The 14,428-nt window shown below is 67.3% G+C and carries 22 protein-coding genes, 1 tRNA gene and 1 pseudogene; 4 read left to right on the top strand and 20 right to left on the bottom strand.

Annotated elements, in window-relative coordinates; all coding sequences use genetic code 11:
- Window positions 1-427: 427 nt before the first annotated feature.
- The 3 genes from IE245_RS24875 to IE245_RS24865 are packed head-to-tail and all read right to left on the bottom strand — an operon-like array spanning window position 428 to window position 1,707.
- Entirely contained in the window at window positions 428-691 is a 264-nt protein-coding gene (locus tag IE245_RS24875) for a dsRBD fold-containing protein (RefSeq protein ID WP_189951297.1), read from the bottom strand.
- Window positions 692-700: 9 nt separating this feature from the next.
- Complete coding sequence (locus tag IE245_RS24870) at window positions 701-1,462, bottom strand: ribonuclease H-like domain-containing protein (RefSeq protein WP_189951296.1); 762 nt, start codon at window positions 1,460-1,462, stop codon at window positions 701-703.
- 23 nt (window positions 1,463-1,485) lie between these two features.
- Window positions 1,486-1,707 (bottom strand): hypothetical protein, encoded by a 222-nt coding sequence (locus IE245_RS24865; protein WP_189951294.1) that lies wholly within the window; start codon window positions 1,705-1,707, stop codon window positions 1,486-1,488.
- 465 nt (window positions 1,708-2,172) lie between these two features.
- Here IE245_RS24865 and IE245_RS24860 point away from each other — a divergent pair, with 465 nt between their 5' ends.
- On the top strand, window positions 2,173-2,358 hold the full coding sequence (locus tag IE245_RS24860) for a peptidoglycan-binding domain-containing protein (RefSeq protein ID WP_189951292.1): 186 nt from the start codon (window positions 2,173-2,175) through the stop codon (window positions 2,356-2,358).
- A gap of 362 nt (window positions 2,359-2,720) precedes the next feature.
- On the opposite strand, the gene IE245_RS24855 is transcribed toward IE245_RS24860, so the two are convergent.
- From IE245_RS24855 to IE245_RS24775, 17 genes are all read right to left on the bottom strand, one after another.
- Entirely contained in the window at window positions 2,721-3,005 is a 285-nt protein-coding gene (locus tag IE245_RS24855; RefSeq protein ID WP_189951290.1) for a hypothetical protein, read from the bottom strand.
- Window positions 3,002-3,304 carry a hypothetical protein gene (locus tag IE245_RS24850; RefSeq protein ID WP_189951287.1) on the bottom strand — a complete coding sequence of 101 codons (303 nt, stop codon included), beginning with the start codon at window positions 3,302-3,304 and terminating at the stop codon, window positions 3,002-3,004. The genes IE245_RS24855 and IE245_RS24850 overlap by 4 nt, the downstream gene beginning before the upstream one ends.
- Window positions 3,301-4,221, bottom strand: a complete 921-nt coding sequence (locus tag IE245_RS24845) for a bifunctional DNA primase/polymerase (protein WP_189951285.1) — start codon at window positions 4,219-4,221, stop codon at window positions 3,301-3,303. Before IE245_RS24845 ends, IE245_RS24850 begins: the two co-directional genes overlap by 4 nt.
- The gene (locus IE245_RS24840; RefSeq protein WP_189951283.1) at window positions 4,221-4,520 is read right to left on the bottom strand and encodes a hypothetical protein; all 300 of its coding nucleotides are present in this window, start codon (window positions 4,518-4,520) and stop codon (window positions 4,221-4,223) included. The genes IE245_RS24845 and IE245_RS24840 overlap by 1 nt, the downstream gene beginning before the upstream one ends.
- 294 nt (window positions 4,521-4,814) lie before the next feature.
- Window positions 4,815-6,365 (bottom strand): TROVE domain-containing protein, encoded by a 1,551-nt coding sequence (locus IE245_RS24835; RefSeq protein WP_189951281.1) that lies wholly within the window; start codon window positions 6,363-6,365, stop codon window positions 4,815-4,817.
- A gap of 198 nt (window positions 6,366-6,563) precedes the next feature.
- Window positions 6,564-6,630, bottom strand: a tRNA-Ser gene (locus IE245_RS24830).
- Between the two features lie 141 nt (window positions 6,631-6,771).
- A complete protein-coding gene (locus tag IE245_RS24825) occupies window positions 6,772-6,930 on the bottom strand; it encodes a hypothetical protein (protein ID WP_189951279.1) in 159 nt (52 codons plus the stop codon).
- The gene (locus tag IE245_RS24820; protein ID WP_189951277.1) at window positions 6,923-7,258 is read right to left on the bottom strand and encodes a hypothetical protein; all 336 of its coding nucleotides are present in this window, start codon (window positions 7,256-7,258) and stop codon (window positions 6,923-6,925) included. The genes IE245_RS24825 and IE245_RS24820 overlap by 8 nt, the downstream gene beginning before the upstream one ends.
- Window positions 7,259-7,271: 13 nt before the next feature.
- Entirely contained in the window at window positions 7,272-8,075 is an 804-nt protein-coding gene (locus IE245_RS24815) for a hypothetical protein (RefSeq protein ID WP_189951275.1), read from the bottom strand.
- 22 nt (window positions 8,076-8,097) lie between these two features.
- Window positions 8,098-8,271 carry a BldC family transcriptional regulator gene (locus tag IE245_RS24810; RefSeq protein ID WP_189951273.1) on the bottom strand — a complete coding sequence of 58 codons (174 nt, stop codon included), beginning with the start codon at window positions 8,269-8,271 and terminating at the stop codon, window positions 8,098-8,100.
- Between the two features lie 12 nt (window positions 8,272-8,283).
- Complete coding sequence (locus IE245_RS24805; RefSeq protein WP_189951271.1) at window positions 8,284-8,868, bottom strand: TerD family protein; 585 nt, start codon at window positions 8,866-8,868, stop codon at window positions 8,284-8,286.
- A 4-nt stretch (window positions 8,869-8,872) separates the two neighbouring features.
- A complete protein-coding gene (locus IE245_RS24800; protein ID WP_189951269.1) occupies window positions 8,873-9,679 on the bottom strand; it encodes a hypothetical protein in 807 nt (268 codons plus the stop codon).
- 490 nt (window positions 9,680-10,169) lie between these two features.
- Window positions 10,170-10,496, bottom strand: coding sequence for an endonuclease VII domain-containing protein (locus IE245_RS24795; RefSeq protein ID WP_189951267.1), 327 nt, complete (start codon window positions 10,494-10,496; stop codon window positions 10,170-10,172).
- A gap of 123 nt (window positions 10,497-10,619) precedes the next feature.
- Window positions 10,620-11,117, bottom strand: coding sequence for a hypothetical protein (locus IE245_RS24790; protein ID WP_189951264.1), 498 nt, complete (start codon window positions 11,115-11,117; stop codon window positions 10,620-10,622).
- A gap of 357 nt (window positions 11,118-11,474) precedes the next feature.
- Window positions 11,475-11,792: a DUF7455 domain-containing protein gene (locus IE245_RS24785; protein ID WP_229851488.1), complete on the bottom strand. Its 318-nt coding sequence runs from the start codon at window positions 11,790-11,792 to the stop codon at window positions 11,475-11,477.
- Window positions 11,789-11,971 carry a hypothetical protein gene (locus IE245_RS24780; protein WP_189951262.1) on the bottom strand — a complete coding sequence of 61 codons (183 nt, stop codon included), beginning with the start codon at window positions 11,969-11,971 and terminating at the stop codon, window positions 11,789-11,791. The genes IE245_RS24785 and IE245_RS24780 overlap by 4 nt, the downstream gene beginning before the upstream one ends.
- A gap of 259 nt (window positions 11,972-12,230) precedes the next feature.
- Window positions 12,231-12,374 (bottom strand): hypothetical protein, encoded by a 144-nt coding sequence (locus IE245_RS24775; RefSeq protein WP_189951260.1) that lies wholly within the window; start codon window positions 12,372-12,374, stop codon window positions 12,231-12,233.
- Window positions 12,375-12,478: 104 nt separating this feature from the next.
- On the opposite strand from IE245_RS24775, the pseudogene IE245_RS24770 reads away from it, so the two are divergent.
- From IE245_RS24770 to IE245_RS24760, 3 genes and pseudogenes are all read left to right on the top strand, one after another.
- Window positions 12,479-12,724, top strand: a pseudogene (locus tag IE245_RS24770) (ATP dependent DNA ligase); the annotation flags it as partial.
- Window positions 12,725-12,801: 77 nt separating this feature from the next.
- Window positions 12,802-13,176 carry a hypothetical protein gene (locus IE245_RS24765; protein ID WP_189951528.1) on the top strand — a complete coding sequence of 125 codons (375 nt, stop codon included), beginning with the start codon at window positions 12,802-12,804 and terminating at the stop codon, window positions 13,174-13,176.
- Between the two features lie 253 nt (window positions 13,177-13,429).
- The gene (locus IE245_RS24760; protein ID WP_189951258.1) at window positions 13,430-14,215 is read left to right on the top strand and encodes a polysaccharide deacetylase family protein; all 786 of its coding nucleotides are present in this window, start codon (window positions 13,430-13,432) and stop codon (window positions 14,213-14,215) included.
- Window positions 14,216-14,428: the final 213 nt, after the last annotated feature.

Raw genomic sequence — 14,428 nt, 5'->3', positions numbered from 1 at the left:
TCGTGGGGGCCACCGCAGAGCTGGGGCTGGAAGCAGCAGGGCGGGGTGACGATGCAGCCGGCGCCCGGGTCGGCGCAGGGGCCTTGCTCTTCGCAGGCGGTGCAGAGGTCCGGGGCCTTGAAGGTGTCCGGGACGGCGGCCCTGGCGACTTCGGCTTCGGCTTCACGGACGGCGTCGATGACGGCGCTGTCGACGATGATGCGGCCGGTGCCTTCACACTCGGTGCAGTCGGCCCGGAGGGCGTCGATGACGGAGCCGTAGAGGGCGACGGCGGAGTCGGTGTGGCAGTCACAGGGACAGGGGACGGTGGCGATGACGTATCTCCGATCGGCATCATCGACGCCCCCACACCGAGGCCGCCGAGCAGTAGGACGGCGGCACCCCCCAGGTACCAGGGGGCTCGCCGTGGGGGGGCGCCGATGCCGGGTCACGACAGCAGCCGGTCCGCCTCGGCGCGGAGCTTGCCGGAGACATCGGCATGGAGCCGGGACAGGGCCAGGAGGGTGCCGACCTCCTGGTTCCGCCGGTCGCCCTTCCGGCGCCGGGCGACACCCTCGGCCAGGACGACGCTGTCGTCGTCGCTGTCGAGAACCTGGGCGACCGTCGTCGTCCCGTCGGTGACGAGGTTGACCGCGATCGACTCGTCGAGGCTGAAGCGGAGGTTCTGGTTGTATCCGGTGGGCTCGGACATGGATGTCTCCTACTTGGTTTGGGTGTTACCGACGCCGGTCTCGCGCCGGCTGCTTCTCGACCAGGTCCCGCAGTCACGGCACTGGTGCCGCTGGAAGCGGCCCATCGCGGTGAGGGCGTAGCCCTGGCGGACGAGGTCGGCGCTGCCGCAGTTCGGACAGCAGTCGGGGTCGCCGGTGTAGAGACCGACGTGGGGGTGGTTCTTGATCCAGGGCCGGACCTTCTCGTAGAGGTCTTCGAGGAGCTTCACGTCCCGGATGTTGTAGCGCCGCATCTCCGCCCAGGCCTTCGGGTCGCCGGCCAGGCAGCGGATCCACAGGTCGTGGCCGGAGTGCTTGATCTTCCCTTCGAGCCCCAGGCGCTCCGTGATGTACGCCAGCTTGTTGGAGGGGAAGCCGAAGTTCTTCCGCATGATCTTGAGCAGGTCGATGCTCTGGTACGGCGCGGGCGGATCGAGGCCGGCCAGCAGGAACTCGCTGTTGAGCCGGGGGAGATCGAAGCCGTCGCCGTTGTAGTGCATGACGATGTCGGCCTCGGAGATGAGGGTGTGAGCGGCATGGAACATGACCTCGGGGCCGTGCTCGTGCTCGCTGTAGAAGTGGACCTTGCGCTCGTTCAAGAACTTGGCCGCGAAGCAGATCGTCCGGGGGTGCTCGATGATCTGATTGACGCCGATGCTGGTCTTGAAGAGGGTCCAGGCATGGGCGACCACCGGAGAGGTCTCGATGTCGATCGACAGTATCCGGGGGCCCGCTATTGAATTGTTTGGCATCGCTATCCGTTCGGCGTCTTCTGTCAGAGCTCGGCCAGCTCTTCGCAGAACACGCATGGATGGTTCGCAGTGCAGCGCCACCAGGAGTAGCTCCCCTTGGCGCTGCGGCAGGCGCGGACGAGTACGAGGGCGTGCCGCTCCTGGGCGGTGAGGCGCTCGTCCCTCTTGATGGCTCGGCGCCGCTCGAAGTCGAGGACGGAGACCTCGTCACCCGGCAGCCACAGGGTCCGTATCGGTCGGGCCATGACGGGTGCACGCCTCCTTCGCTCCTCGAAGGCCGCAGTGGCAGGCGGGCCCTACGTTCATCTGCTCCGCCCACTTACCGGGGTACCAGTCGATCAGGGTTTCGCGGATGCGGGCGATCATCGCCGCCTTCGCCTCCGCCTCCAGGACGGCCTTGGTTTTTTTCAAAGATCCCTACCTGGCCATTAGCAGTCGGCTGAAAATGTGGCCTCAAATCGACGGATGGTTCTGGGTATCCTCCCGACACGTCTGACCGCTCATCAGAGAGAAGGGGGACCTTTATGGCGTTCCGGACCAGAAGGGGATTCGGCGCTGCTGCGGCTGCGCTGGCCTTGGCGACTTCGCTCATCTCCGCGAACGGAGCCTTCGCCGCCTCTTCTGCCCCGACGGGAGAAGCCGCCGTTCAGCGGACGTGCGACTTCTACTGGGGCACGACGCTGACCGTTCGAGGCCACACGGGGCCGCGCGTGCTGGAGGTGCAGTGCCTCCTGCGGTCCCGGGGATACCAGTTGGCTCTGGACGGAGACTTCGGGCCTGACACCGAGAACCGCGTCATGCTCCTCCAGGCCTGTATGGGCCTGACCATCGACGGCAAGGTCGGTGTGAACACGTGGCGCGCGCTGCGGAGCAACGGCTGCGACCACGACGGTTAGCGGGAACCGCCGTGGGGGCGGAGAGCTTAGCCGCTCCCACGGCGCTCGGCGCACGACGGCGGTGGTGTCGATGACGTCGACCACCAGTGGGCGTGCGTGCCGCTACACTTCGCGCACGGCAGCATCCGGACCACGAACTTCACGCTGCGCTTCAATTTTCAGCTCCCTTTTCCTACGCTTTCGCCGAGCGTTTCGACTCTCGCGAGCCTCATCCTTACGACGCTTCTTGTCTCTGTCGTAAAAGTGCCAGGATTCGCAGACGCATTCATAGGTACGGAAATTTCCGGGGAACTCAGCCATAGCGGCTTCAGCTTCCGCTTCGTCGGCGTACCTGACCTTTCCGTCGGGACACCATGGCCGCTTCACAGGTTTTTCTCCTGGCAGATCCGGCAGTTGCGGGTGTGGTTCTCCCACGTGAGAGGGGCCTCGTCGAACGGCGTCTCGATCGGCTCCACGCCCTTGCGAAGGAGGTCTCGGACGGCGTCCGACTCCGGCTCCGGCTCGTCGACGCCCCCGTGCTGGGCGTCCCAGGCCAGATACGTCGCCATGAGAAGGAGGAGGATCGCCCACACCCACTGGCCGGTCACCATGTCGTAGACGGCGACCCCGAGGGCCACGAGCGCCAAGGCCGCGCTGAAGTGCTTCATCGCGGCACCTGCGGCAGAGTGAGCGGCGGGCCGGCCTTCGGGCAGATCTGGGGCAGGTGCAGCATGGTGACGACCTTGCCGCCCCCGTTGCCGTCCTTCGTGGTCGCGATCAGGTTGCCGGAGTCGTCGCACTTCTCTGCCCAGTTCGCGAAGCCGTCCGGCATGGAGCCGACGACCGCCGGGGCATCGTTCTTGCGCTCGACGGGGGCGTCGTTCCACTCCTCCGTGAACGAGGCGCAGCCGGTTGCGCCGAGGGCGACGACGACGGCGACGGTGCCGCTGATGAGGATCTTCTTCACGACTTGGCTCCTTGCAGGCGGTAGGCGGATCGGATCGTGGCGAGGGCCTGGCGCTCGCCGCCGTCGAGGCCGCACTCCATGGCGGCCGGCACCAGCAGCTCGATGCACTGGTCCTCGGTCGCTCCGTCCTCGCACATGGAACGGGCCGCCCACAGAAGGCAGTTGTTCCGATTCCCCTCCTGTGCGTACCGGACGGATTCGACCAGGCCGCCGTAGTTGGCGTGGCCGGGCTGGGAGAACAGCGACGGCTTCACAGGTTTCGGTTTCGGCTTCTCCCGGCACAGCTCGACGAGCCACGGCGGGGCGTCGGCGATGGGGAGGTCGTTCTCGGCGACGTACGAGCCCTTGCGGGTTATGGACCCGGCGGCGAGGACGTACCCGCCCTTCGATCCGCCGTTGCAGCGAATGTCCAGTACGCCAGGTACAGGCGACGCCTGAGACGCCTGAACACCCTCGGGCCACCGGAAGTACAGATGCAGACCGAGCGATGCCGTACAAACTCGATACGTCCGTTCGAGCCTCTCGTAACTATCACCGAAGCGGCTGCACATCTCCCGCAGCACATCACTGCCGTCGACAAGGGGGCCCATTCGGTCATGCAGATACCCCCAAGGCGTGTCGCGGAGCAGCCCCTGCTTCTTCGGCACGTCGCAGTCGACGACGAGGATGCCGGACGGCTTGCAGGCGACGCCGATGTTGGCGTTGGGGGAGTACTGCCACCACTGGACGACCTTGTCCATGTCGTTGGTGGCGGCCTCGCCCCACTTCAGCTTCCAGGGCCGGCCGGGGCGGATCAGGTGAGGCATCTTCTCGATGTACTCACCAGGGTTCTCCGGGTCCTCGGTCCCGAGGGGGTTACAGGGGAAGATCGAAAATCCCATGCTCACGGCCCGTGCCGCATAGCCGAGCAAAGACATCAGCCGTCCTCGTCGTCCAGGAACGTCATCGCCGCCGGCCCGTACAGCAGCCAGTTCGCCAGGTCGAGGACGCTGGAAGGCAGGATGATGACAACCTCGTCCTCGATGCCGGTTCCCCACTTGGCTTCGTGCAGAAGCTTCTCCGCTGCCTTCCACGCGTCGAGGCGGTCGAGCATCGTGGCGGTGACAGGGTCGGTCTCAAGCTGCTTCAGCGGGTCCTTCTTCCGCTTCCGCTTCTTCTTCCGTTTCGGGGATTTCTCGGCTACTTCCTCGCCGGCGTGATTCTCGTCCTCGTCCATATCGGTCCTATTCAGTTGTAGGGGCCGGTCGCGGTTCACGCGGGGCGGGACTCCCAATCCCCCACCGGCTCTGAGACGTCTCCCAGCTCTCATAACTCACACGGATCCCACCCGTGAGGCCGACCCATTGCCTGGGTAAGGTCGGTAGCGGTACGGCTCCACGCCGGGACAATCAACAGTCACCGTCGCAAACGGTGACGTCGCCCCTTACGGGGGCGTTCCCACCAGGCACCGCGTCTTGGGGGCCGGGGCCCCTGGCCTCCCCACCTGTACTGGGCAGGGGCCCCGGCGGTCTCACTGCTCCCAGGGCCAGGCGGCGTTCCGCCCGGCCTCCAGGAGCGGGATCATCCGGAAGGCCGCGTCGGTGAGGCCGCCGAAGGTGTGCCGGTTCCGGCCGCCCGACGGGACGTGCCCGGCCCGGTAGCCGGCCAGGTTCCAGGTGTACAGCGGGACGCTGGCCGGGATCACGTCGCCGGCGCTGCCGTAGTAGGAGCGGTACGCCTGCTCGTCGGTGACGATAACGACCCGGTCATGGCCGTGGAAGTGCTCCTGAATCGCCCGGACGGTGTTGGTGCCGCCCATGCCGTGGAACCGGTCTAGCATCGGCAGCAGCGACTCCGACTTCCGGAACGCCACCCGCGCGCTGTTCGTCCCGAACTCGACGAGCGTCGCATCCTCAGCCCGCAGCGCCAGCGCCGAACCGAAGACCGCCGCCGCATCCGCACGGGTCAGATCGGACCGATCCGAGACCCTGTCGTAGAACATCGAGCCCGACCGGTCGACGAGGATCAAGGTGCGGCCGGCGAGGGCGGGGACGGCGGCGAGGGAGTGGCTGATCGCCTGCTCCAACGCCCACGCCCACCGCAGCGACGGGGCCGCCCGGTAGGCCGACAGGAACCGCATCGGGAACTGGCGCGACTTCGCCACCTGTGCGGGGTCGGCGAGCCTAGCGGCGACACCGGCGGCGACGGCGTCGCTGACACCGGCCTCGTCGAAGTTCCTGAGGTTCCGCAGCAGCGCCATGTACCCCATGGACGGGATCATGGCCTCCCACAGCCGGGCCTTGTCGACCTTGGAGCCGACGGCCGACAGGGCGTCCTCCCACGTCATGCCGGCCTCGCGGAGTGCGTCGGCGTTCAGCCAGTCCCCGGGGTCTCCCTCGGCGCGCAGCAGCGCGTTCCTGCCGAGCATGCCCAGCGACGCCGGGATGGTGTTCACCCGCTGGTGTCGCCGGTCGATGGCGTGCTTGAACAGGTCGCCCTGCCAGGCCGCCGTCGGCGTCGGGTGGGTGAGCTCGATGACGTCGCCGAACCGGTAGGCGTGGGAGGCGGTGTCGTACTTCAGCAGCGCGCGCTCGTTGTAGAGGCGGCGGACGGCGTCGGCGGTCCCGCGCTTGACGGGCTTCGGGATGCTGCGGCCGTAGCGGGACGTCCAGTAGGCGAGGAGTTCGCCGGGCTCGTCGGGGCGCTGGAGCACGGAGTCGACGACCTTGCGGTTGCCGCCGGCGATGCCCTTGTCGAGCCGGGCCTTGACGTACTCGGTGGCGCCGACGACGGCGGCCGTCCGCATGTTGCCCTCGCCCCGGAGCCAGCCGAGGAGAGCGGCGGTCCAGTCGGGGTCCTGGACTGCGAGGCGGGCGACGAGCTGGGCGTACCGGTCGTCGCGGTCCTTGCCGGTCTCGTAGAAGCTCTGCTGGCTGACGAGGTTGGCGACGGCCAGGAGGAAGAGCTCGCTCTTCTCGTCGCGGAGGTAGCCGGCGCCGCCTTCATGGGTGGTGGTCTTGTCAGTCGTCTTGATGGGGGAGGTCCCGCTCGCCTTGGCGTCGCGGACGTTGAATCGAGACATGCGCGGGTCCTTCGGGCAACGAAAAGGACGCCCGGGTGGGCGTCCTGAGAGATGTTCGCGAGATCTATTCGGCAGTCCGGGGAAATTTCACCAAAAGAAGTACCCGGTCGCCTTCGCACCGCGAACGCAAATATGAGATGCCAGAGATCAAATCGGGGACGGAGACATTAGGCGCTCTGCCAACTGAGCTACGCCCCGAAGGGCGGCGGGACTCGAACCCGCGACCACCCCATTAGCAGTGGAAGTATCCGTCTCCTGCGCACCTGGCATCGGCGCTTGAGGGGTCAGAGATCGAGATCGGCAGCCGGGGATCTTTTCATTGGCAGTGAAGTACCCGGCGCCTTCGCACCTGACCGATATTGCATAGAATGCCCGTTATGCCGAAATGCGTCAATAGGGGTGACGATTACCGTCGCCCGAGGATCTTCCTCAGCGCCAGCTCGGCAGCGACACCCAGCTCCCGCGTCTCCTCGTCGGTCAGCTCCAGCTCGGGAGCCACCGGGATCCGGATCCGGATCTCCGGGGACGAGGACGGCTCGCGGGAGCCGACGGCCGGCTCACTCATCTACGTCGGCGACGGTGTCGAGGTCGAGGTCGTCGAGGCTGGCCTGGAGTGCCTCCACCGCCTCCTTGTACTCGGCCTCGGCGGCCGTCAACGCCTCGGCGACGCGTTCGACCTTCGCGGCGTTGGCACGGGCCTTGAGGAGGTTGGCCTTGGCCCGGGCGACGCGGCTGACGGGGTTGGGCTTCGGGCCCTTGCGCTTCGACGTCTCGGTCTCGGTCTCGGGGGTCTCGACGGTGTCGCTCACGGGGCTCTCCACGGGGGTGTCGTTCTTCGGCTTGCGGGATCGGGGTGCCGCCTTCTTGGCGGGCTTGCGGGTAGCAGGGGGCACGGGGCTCCTCGGGTCAGTACTGCGGGAACTGCTGCGCGAAGTCGGGGAACGTCTTGCCGATCATCACGGCGGTCCCCATGTCGGTGATCTGGGGCGCCTGGGTCACGCCGTGCTGCACCAGGAAGCTGATGAGCTGCGGGTCAACCGACCCCGGGGCACCAGAAGGGGCAGGGGACGGTGTCGCAGTCGGCGCGGCCGGCGGGGCAGTCGGGGGCGCCGCCCACTGCTGCGGCGGAGGCGTCCCCGGCACCTGCGGGGCATACGCCCCGTTCGCCGCCTGTGGAGGCTGCCACTGCTGCTGTGGGGCCTGAGCAGGACTCGGAGCAGGAGCCTGGTACTGGGGCGCATAGGGCGCAGCAGCAGGCGTCGGGGCCGCAGCACCCTGCGGGGCAGCCATCGGGTTCGCCGCCGGCTTGAACAGTCCCTGCACGTACTGCTGGTGCACCGGGCCGGCCATCGCCGCATCCTGCTCCGTGAACGGGTTCAGCACCCACGGCGTCCGACCTCCCTGCGTGCTGATCTGGTCCAGCCGGCCCAGCACCTGGCCGCCGATGTCGTTGCGGACGGAGTTGGCCAGGTTGCCGAAGAGGCGGGCGCCGATGAAGCTGAGCGGCTTCCCGTCGGGGCCGGGCTTGTCGACGACGATGATGTCCACGTCGGCCGCCGACGAGGGGCCGTTCTTCGTCGGCACCTCCGACTGATACTGCTTCGGGTACACCAGCATGAGGTGCCCCTTGTGATCGGCGGCATTGAACGTGTCGCCGCCGCTGCCCCCCGATGAGGGCTGCGAGAACTGCTGCTGTGGCGGGTAGGTCACTATCCCTCATTCAGTTGTGTATTCAGTTTTTGCCGAGGATCCGTTCCACTTCCGACCTGCGGAAGCGGCGGTGCCCTCCCAGTGTTCGTACGCTGCACAACTTCCCCTCGTCGGCCCACCGAGCGATAGTTCTGGCATCTACACCGAATAGCTCGGCGACCTCCTCGGGGCGCAGCAGCGGGTCATCGCTTGGCATCGCGCCTTTCGGTTACTTCCCCTGGGCGAAGCGTCGGAGGGACTGGATGTCGCCCTGCCGGATCTTGCCTTTGACGTTGAGGACTTCGAGCTGCCAGCCGTTGCCGGAGCGGAAGGCCTTGCAGACGGCGTTGGCGTTGTCGTTGCCCAGGAGGGACGGCCAGATGTCCGCGACCTGGGTCTCGGAACCGCCGGTGCCGTCGTAGACCTTGAAGGACACGTTCGCGGCCTTGTCGAGCGAGCTGCCCTTCTTGAAGGCGGCGGCGATGAAGACGATGCTGTCGACGTTGCCGGGGACCTTGGAGAAGTCCACGCGCACGGTCTCGTCGTCGCCCGCGCCGCGACCGGTCTGGTTGTCGCCGGAGTGGACGACGCCGCCGTTCTGGAGGGGGTCCAGGGAGTCGAGTCCGGCCTGACGTACCGGTTCGTCGCCCTGCATGAGGACGGCGATCAGGTCGAGGTCGGTGCCGCGCTTCCGCCGGGCCCAGCCGACGATGCCGCCGTCGGCCCCGCCCGTCGCGTCCCATGAGGCGCCGACGGCCATGTTGGTGACGCCGCCGAGGTCGGCGGGGCCGTCTTCCTTACGGAGAGTGAGCATAGTTTCACCTTTTGCCGTTGCAGCCCTGCGTGATGTCGCGGGCGTTCGGGAGATAGAAGGGGCAGAAGCGGCAGTCGTCGGCGACGTCGTAGTCGGCGGCGATGCGGGCCTTGATCTGGAGGAGCTGGTGCTCGTCCTTGGCTGGGATGCCGTAGGTCTCGGTCAGCTCCTGCTGCTCGACCTCGTCGCCGATCCGGTGCACCCGCTCGAAGGCCTTCTGGGCGATGGAGGGGTTGTACGGCTCGGTCCAGACGTACAGGTCGTCGAGGGTGGCCTCGTCGCGGGGCCAGGAGATGATCGCGACGTGCTCGATCCTCTCGCCGCGCTGCCGGGCGCCGTAGGCGTAGACGTGGGCCTGGACGCGGTAGGTCTGCGACGGCCCCTGCGACTTGAGCTTGTTGCGGGACCAGCGGCCCTGACACTTGTGATCGTCCAGCATGAACAGGGTCCGGTCGATCAGGTCGGCCGTCCCCTTCGGGACGTACTTGCTGTCGAACGCGAGCTTTGTCTCGCAGGCGAAACGTCCAGTTCCGTGATCCGCCCACATGAACATCTGCTCCAGACCCGCGTGAATGCAGGTCCCGACGAAGGCGGCCCACCCGTCTCCGCCGGGGTTGACTGGCGGCATCCGCATGAGAGACAGCGCCAGTCGACGGTCACAGGGGGTCCCCATCTCACTCGGGCCCATAGTGGTCTGAGCGGAACGGTTGTCCTCCGATCGTCGGTTGTCGAAGGCGTAGAACATCTCCTTCAGCCGGGCGGTCAGGTCCCGGCCGAGGTCCGTCATCGGCTCCGCCGGCTGCTCCGACATCCGTCCGGAGGCCGGCTGGCTAAAAAGCGGGACCTGCTCGGCAGCGTCGTCGAGCGGCGGCGCCGGCTGCGAGAACGGCGTCAGCCTCGCCTCAACCGTCGCCCTGTACTCGGCGAGCTGGGTCGACGCCAGGCCGTTCAGGCCTTCCGCGTACTCCGCGACGCCGGGAAGTGCAGGGTCCGCAGGGGCAGGCGTCGAGGCAGTAGAACCGCCCCCCTCTTCCGGCGGCGAAGGTGAAGAGGGCGTCGAAGAGGTCGCATGCTCGGCACGCTCCTTCGCATCGTCCTGAGGTGGCGGCGCAGACGTGGCAGTCGGGGACGCTGCACCAGTCGAAGTCGAGTCGTTCGGGCATCCCTCTTCCTCGGGGGGTATGACGGTGCCCCCGAAGTCGCAGGGGGTCTTCGACGCCGGCAGCAGGTGCTGGCGGTATCTGCCGTTGGTGGTGGGAGCCAGGCTCTTGCCGCACTGGGAGCTGGGGCAGGTGATGCGGTCACTCATCCTTGAACCACTCTGTCCAGCCCTCGCGCATGGCGCGGCAGGGCGGCAGGTTCAGGTAAGAAATGCAGCGACGGAAGAAGGCCAGCTTGTCCCGGGCGTGACCGAGAAGAGAGTTGCACGGTCGGCACAGCAGGCCGCGCACTTCCCCGGTGGCATGGTCGTGATCGACACTGAGCCGTCGAGATGCACCTGTAGCACGTCGACACAGGGCGCACAGACCGCCTTGGAATTTGTAGAGTCTGGCATACTCGCCGGCCTCCAATCCGTACGTTTCCTGGACGCGCTTCTCGTGGTTGGCGGCCTTGCGCTCTTTGACCACATTCCGCCAATGAGAGGCGCACCGAGGGCCCTGCTCAAGGGCAGGGCGCTTCGGCATCTTCGGGATCTCACCGGCAAGATACTCAGCCAGGCAATCCCTGCACTGTTTAGTTGTCATTAAGCCTTATTCGGTTGTGAGGTCTTCCAGCTTCTCCTCCAGCTCGACTACGCGAGCCGCCAGCTTTCGAACCTGTAGGGGATGACGGCGAGGGTTCAGGGCGACAAGGGCGCGCATTGCCTCGTCGAGCTGAGCCTCGGTGTCAGCGACCTCGGCTTTCCAGGCGGCGTATTCGGAGGCCGCCCGCTGTCGCTCCTCGGCCCGCTGCTTCGCCTCTCGTGTGGCGGATCGCATATCGAAGCGCGATTGCCGAGGTGATTCATGCCGGTACCGGGCGGCAGGGCCGCTGTCATTCGGTACGCCGGATATTCGGCGTATCTTGGCCCTGGAGTTCTCCAGGCTGCGTGTATTCCGGGGAGTGCAGGGCAGGTGTACGCACTGCCCGGTCGGATCGTGCCGGAGAACCCAATGGTTATGGCTGTCGGTCTCTTCCAAGAGGGTCCAGCCGAGGGGTTCGGCCCATTCAACCACCTCCCGGACTTCCTTCTTCAGTTTCCGGTTCACTGGGCGTGGCACTGTCGTCTCTCCTATGCCCACACAGACAGCACCAGTCCCGACGGATCCACTTCATCGGGACTGGAAACGTAGCGGAGTACCAGAGGTGCCTATTCCGGGGGCACGGCGACGTAGCCATCGGAAACACGCCGGTGCTGACAGGTGCAGGTGAGAGGCGCACTACAGTGCGGCTTCTTCTTGCGCGTGTGCTTGATCCTCGCGGCACCGGTGCCGGGGAATCGCTTCGCGAGGTCGGCGAGTTCCTTACACGAATCGCATATCACTTGCAAGACACCTGCTTCCGCTCGCGCACCTTCGCCAGTCGGGCCTGACGTTCTTCCGGGGTTTCCGGCCAGGAGGTGGTATTCACGGCTTTTCCTGAATGACGTCGAGATTGCCGCCGGCAACGACCCATCCCTCGTCGACCATCTTCGGGAAGTGCTTCCGCCAGTGATGGACGCAGAAGAGCAGGTAAGGAGTGGCGACGAGCTTGGTGTTGAACGGGTCGGCCGGGTCGGCGACCGGCTTTTCCACCATGTACGCGGCGCCGGCGCCGCATCCGTCGCACCGGTCTGCGGAGGTCAGGTTGATGCTGCTGGGGTGTCGCATCTTCGCCGCCTCCACGGACGCTTCGAGAACAGGGACCATGTCGCCGTTCGGGTCGACAGGCCAGGTGCCGGTCATGACACGTGCTTCCACGACTCGCGCCGGACGATCATGTTCATCGCCGTCCAGGAGACCGCGTACTTCTTGGCGAGCGCGGCAACCGTGTACTTGCCGGCGTCGTAGTACTTGCGGGCCTGGCGGACCTTCGCGGTGGTCATCTTCGCGGCGTGGTGCTTGGCACCCTGACGTGCGGCCATGGCGGTATTCCTTTTCGGTGAAGGGATGGAAAGTAGGCGGCCCCGGCCGGGCCCATCCCAAAGCCCGGCCGGGACCTTTGCTCGACCCCCGCCCAGCCCAGTGGTAACTACGCCTGGGCCCGTCACGGGCAGGGGGAGCGGCCCCCGCTCAACGCCCGTGACACCGGAGCGGAGCGGGGGAGTGGGGCCACGGTCCTCGGAGTGTCCAGCTCGTTCCCTCGGAGATCATCTGGATGTCTGAGGTGAGGACCGTGGAGCTTCAGTGACGGGCTTCGCCGTACTCCGCGTGCTCGCGGGGGGCGAACTCCGGCTCGTCATCGGAGCCCGGCAGTGCCGGGAAGGAGGTGCGACGGACGTGCTCACGAGCCTCCGCGCGGATCGCTTCGAACTCCTTGTCCGTCATGACGGATCACATCATTTCGATCTTGAGAGGGGGTGTTTGCGTCTCGGCGAGGGGCCGAGGCATGATGCAGTGCAGCTCAGAGGAGCTGGGCGCATTGATGAGTGAAGGGCCTCACGGACGCCATGCTCCGCTGGCAGACGGACCGGCTCGCGGAACTGGCCGTCGAGGACGACGGCTACACGATGCGGGTCCGGCCCGAACTGGTCGTGGAGATCGCCTACGACGGCCTCCAGCGTTCTACCCGCTATCCCGCCGGCATCACCCTCCGCTTCGCCCGCGTGCTGCGTCACCGTCCCGACAAACCCGCGGCCGAGGCCGACACCGTCGTCACCCTCATCGGCGAGGGGTGACGGCGGCCGGGCCGGAGCCGTCGACGTACGCGCGGGGGAGGGGGATGCTGGAAGGGTGGCACGTGGGCCGCGAGGAGATGAGCGACGTGTACGACTTGCACATCGACACCGACGTCAACGTCCAGCTGAGCGACTGCCGCCAGGCGGACGCCCGGGCGGTCTTCGACGTCCTCGATCGCTACTACCTGCTGGAGGACGTGGAACCCGCCTCCCCGGCGGAGACGGGACCGGCCGCCACCGTCTGGATGGCCACCTTCGACACCTCCGGCGGCCGGCGCGAGAGCGTGCCTCCCCCCGCCCTGGACGGAAAGGTGGCCGCCGTGCTGACCGGCGGGTACCACGCCGTCGCCGAGGTCGAGAAGGTGCTCGCCGCCGAGTTCGACATCGAGTCCCGCCAGGCGGTCTCGGGCGACCAGGAGACCGAGGCGCGGCTGCTCCTCGCCTCTCGCTGAGCCATCCGGAGACCCTGGAGGCCCCGGACACCCCCTGCACCCCACACCCCGGACGGAGCGGACGGGCTCCGTCCGGGGCGGAGCCATGCCCGCGGAGGAGAGAGGAGGGGGAGGAGGGGAGAGGAAAGGGAGCCCCCTGCCGACCCCGGTATACACCGTGTGTAGAGTTCACGACGGCCCTTCGGTTCCCGCGTCCTGACCAGGCGCGGCCGGGGCCGCGTCACGCACGAAACCGGGGAAAGCGGGTTCCACCATGTTCCGATCCAGTCCGGGCCGTCGCGGCGGGAGGAGCGTCGCCGTGCTCGCCGCCGCCGCGCTCATGCTCACTCTCGGCGGCTGCGGCGTCGACCCGCTCACGCCCCAGGAGGCGCGGGCCGAGTCGGGCGGCGACGACAAGGCGGGCACGGCCTCCCGCCGGGTCGACTGCGCCCAGGTGAAGTGCATCGCGCTCACCTTCGACGCCGGACCGGGCAAGGACACGCCGCACCTCCTCGACGTCCTCAAGGAGAAGCGGGTCCCCGCCACCTTCTTCCTCCTCGGCCGCAAGCACGTCGACCGCTATCCGGAGGTCGTCAAGCGGATCGCGGACGAGGGCCACGAGGTCGCCAACCACACCTGGTCCCATCGCATCCTCACCGACCTCGACGAGAACGAGGTGCGCGAGGAACTGTCCCGCACCCAGGACGCCGTCGAGAGGATCACCGGCCGCAAGCCGGTCCTGATGCGCCCGCCCCAGGGCCGTACCGACTCCACGGTCGGCGACGTCAGCCGGGAGCTCGGCCTCGCGCAGGTCCTCTGGAGCATCACCGCCAAGGACTACTCCACGACCGACTCCGCCCTGATACGCAAGCGCGTCCTCGACCAGGCGCACCGCGACGGCATCATCCTGCTCCACGACATATACGACGGCACCGTCCCCGCCGTCCCCGGGATCATCGACGAGCTCCAGAACCGCGGCTACACCTTCGTCACGGTCCCCGAACTCCTCGCCCCGGGCACCGCGCGCGCCGGAGCCGTCTACCGGCCCGAGAAGGACTGAGACGGGAGGAGCGACGCCAGGGAGGGTGACCCGACTCACACCGTTCCTCCCGCATCCTCCGGAACACGGGGCAATCGTTCACCGTTCACCTTTATGTGACGGCGAAGGGGCCCGGTCCCCAAGGTCCCCCCCAGAGGTGACCGCCCTTCGCCCCGTCACGGTGAGTGGCCCCGGCTGGAACCCCCCGTCCAGCCGGGGCTCCGCCATGTCCGG

The organism is Streptomyces roseolus, from assembly GCF_014649855.1.
In the GTDB taxonomy this organism is placed as follows: Bacteria; Actinomycetota; Actinomycetes; order Streptomycetales; family Streptomycetaceae; genus Streptomyces; species Streptomyces roseolus.
Note: the sequence above shows the minus strand (reverse complement) of the source record. Positions and strands in the feature narration are given on the sequence as shown.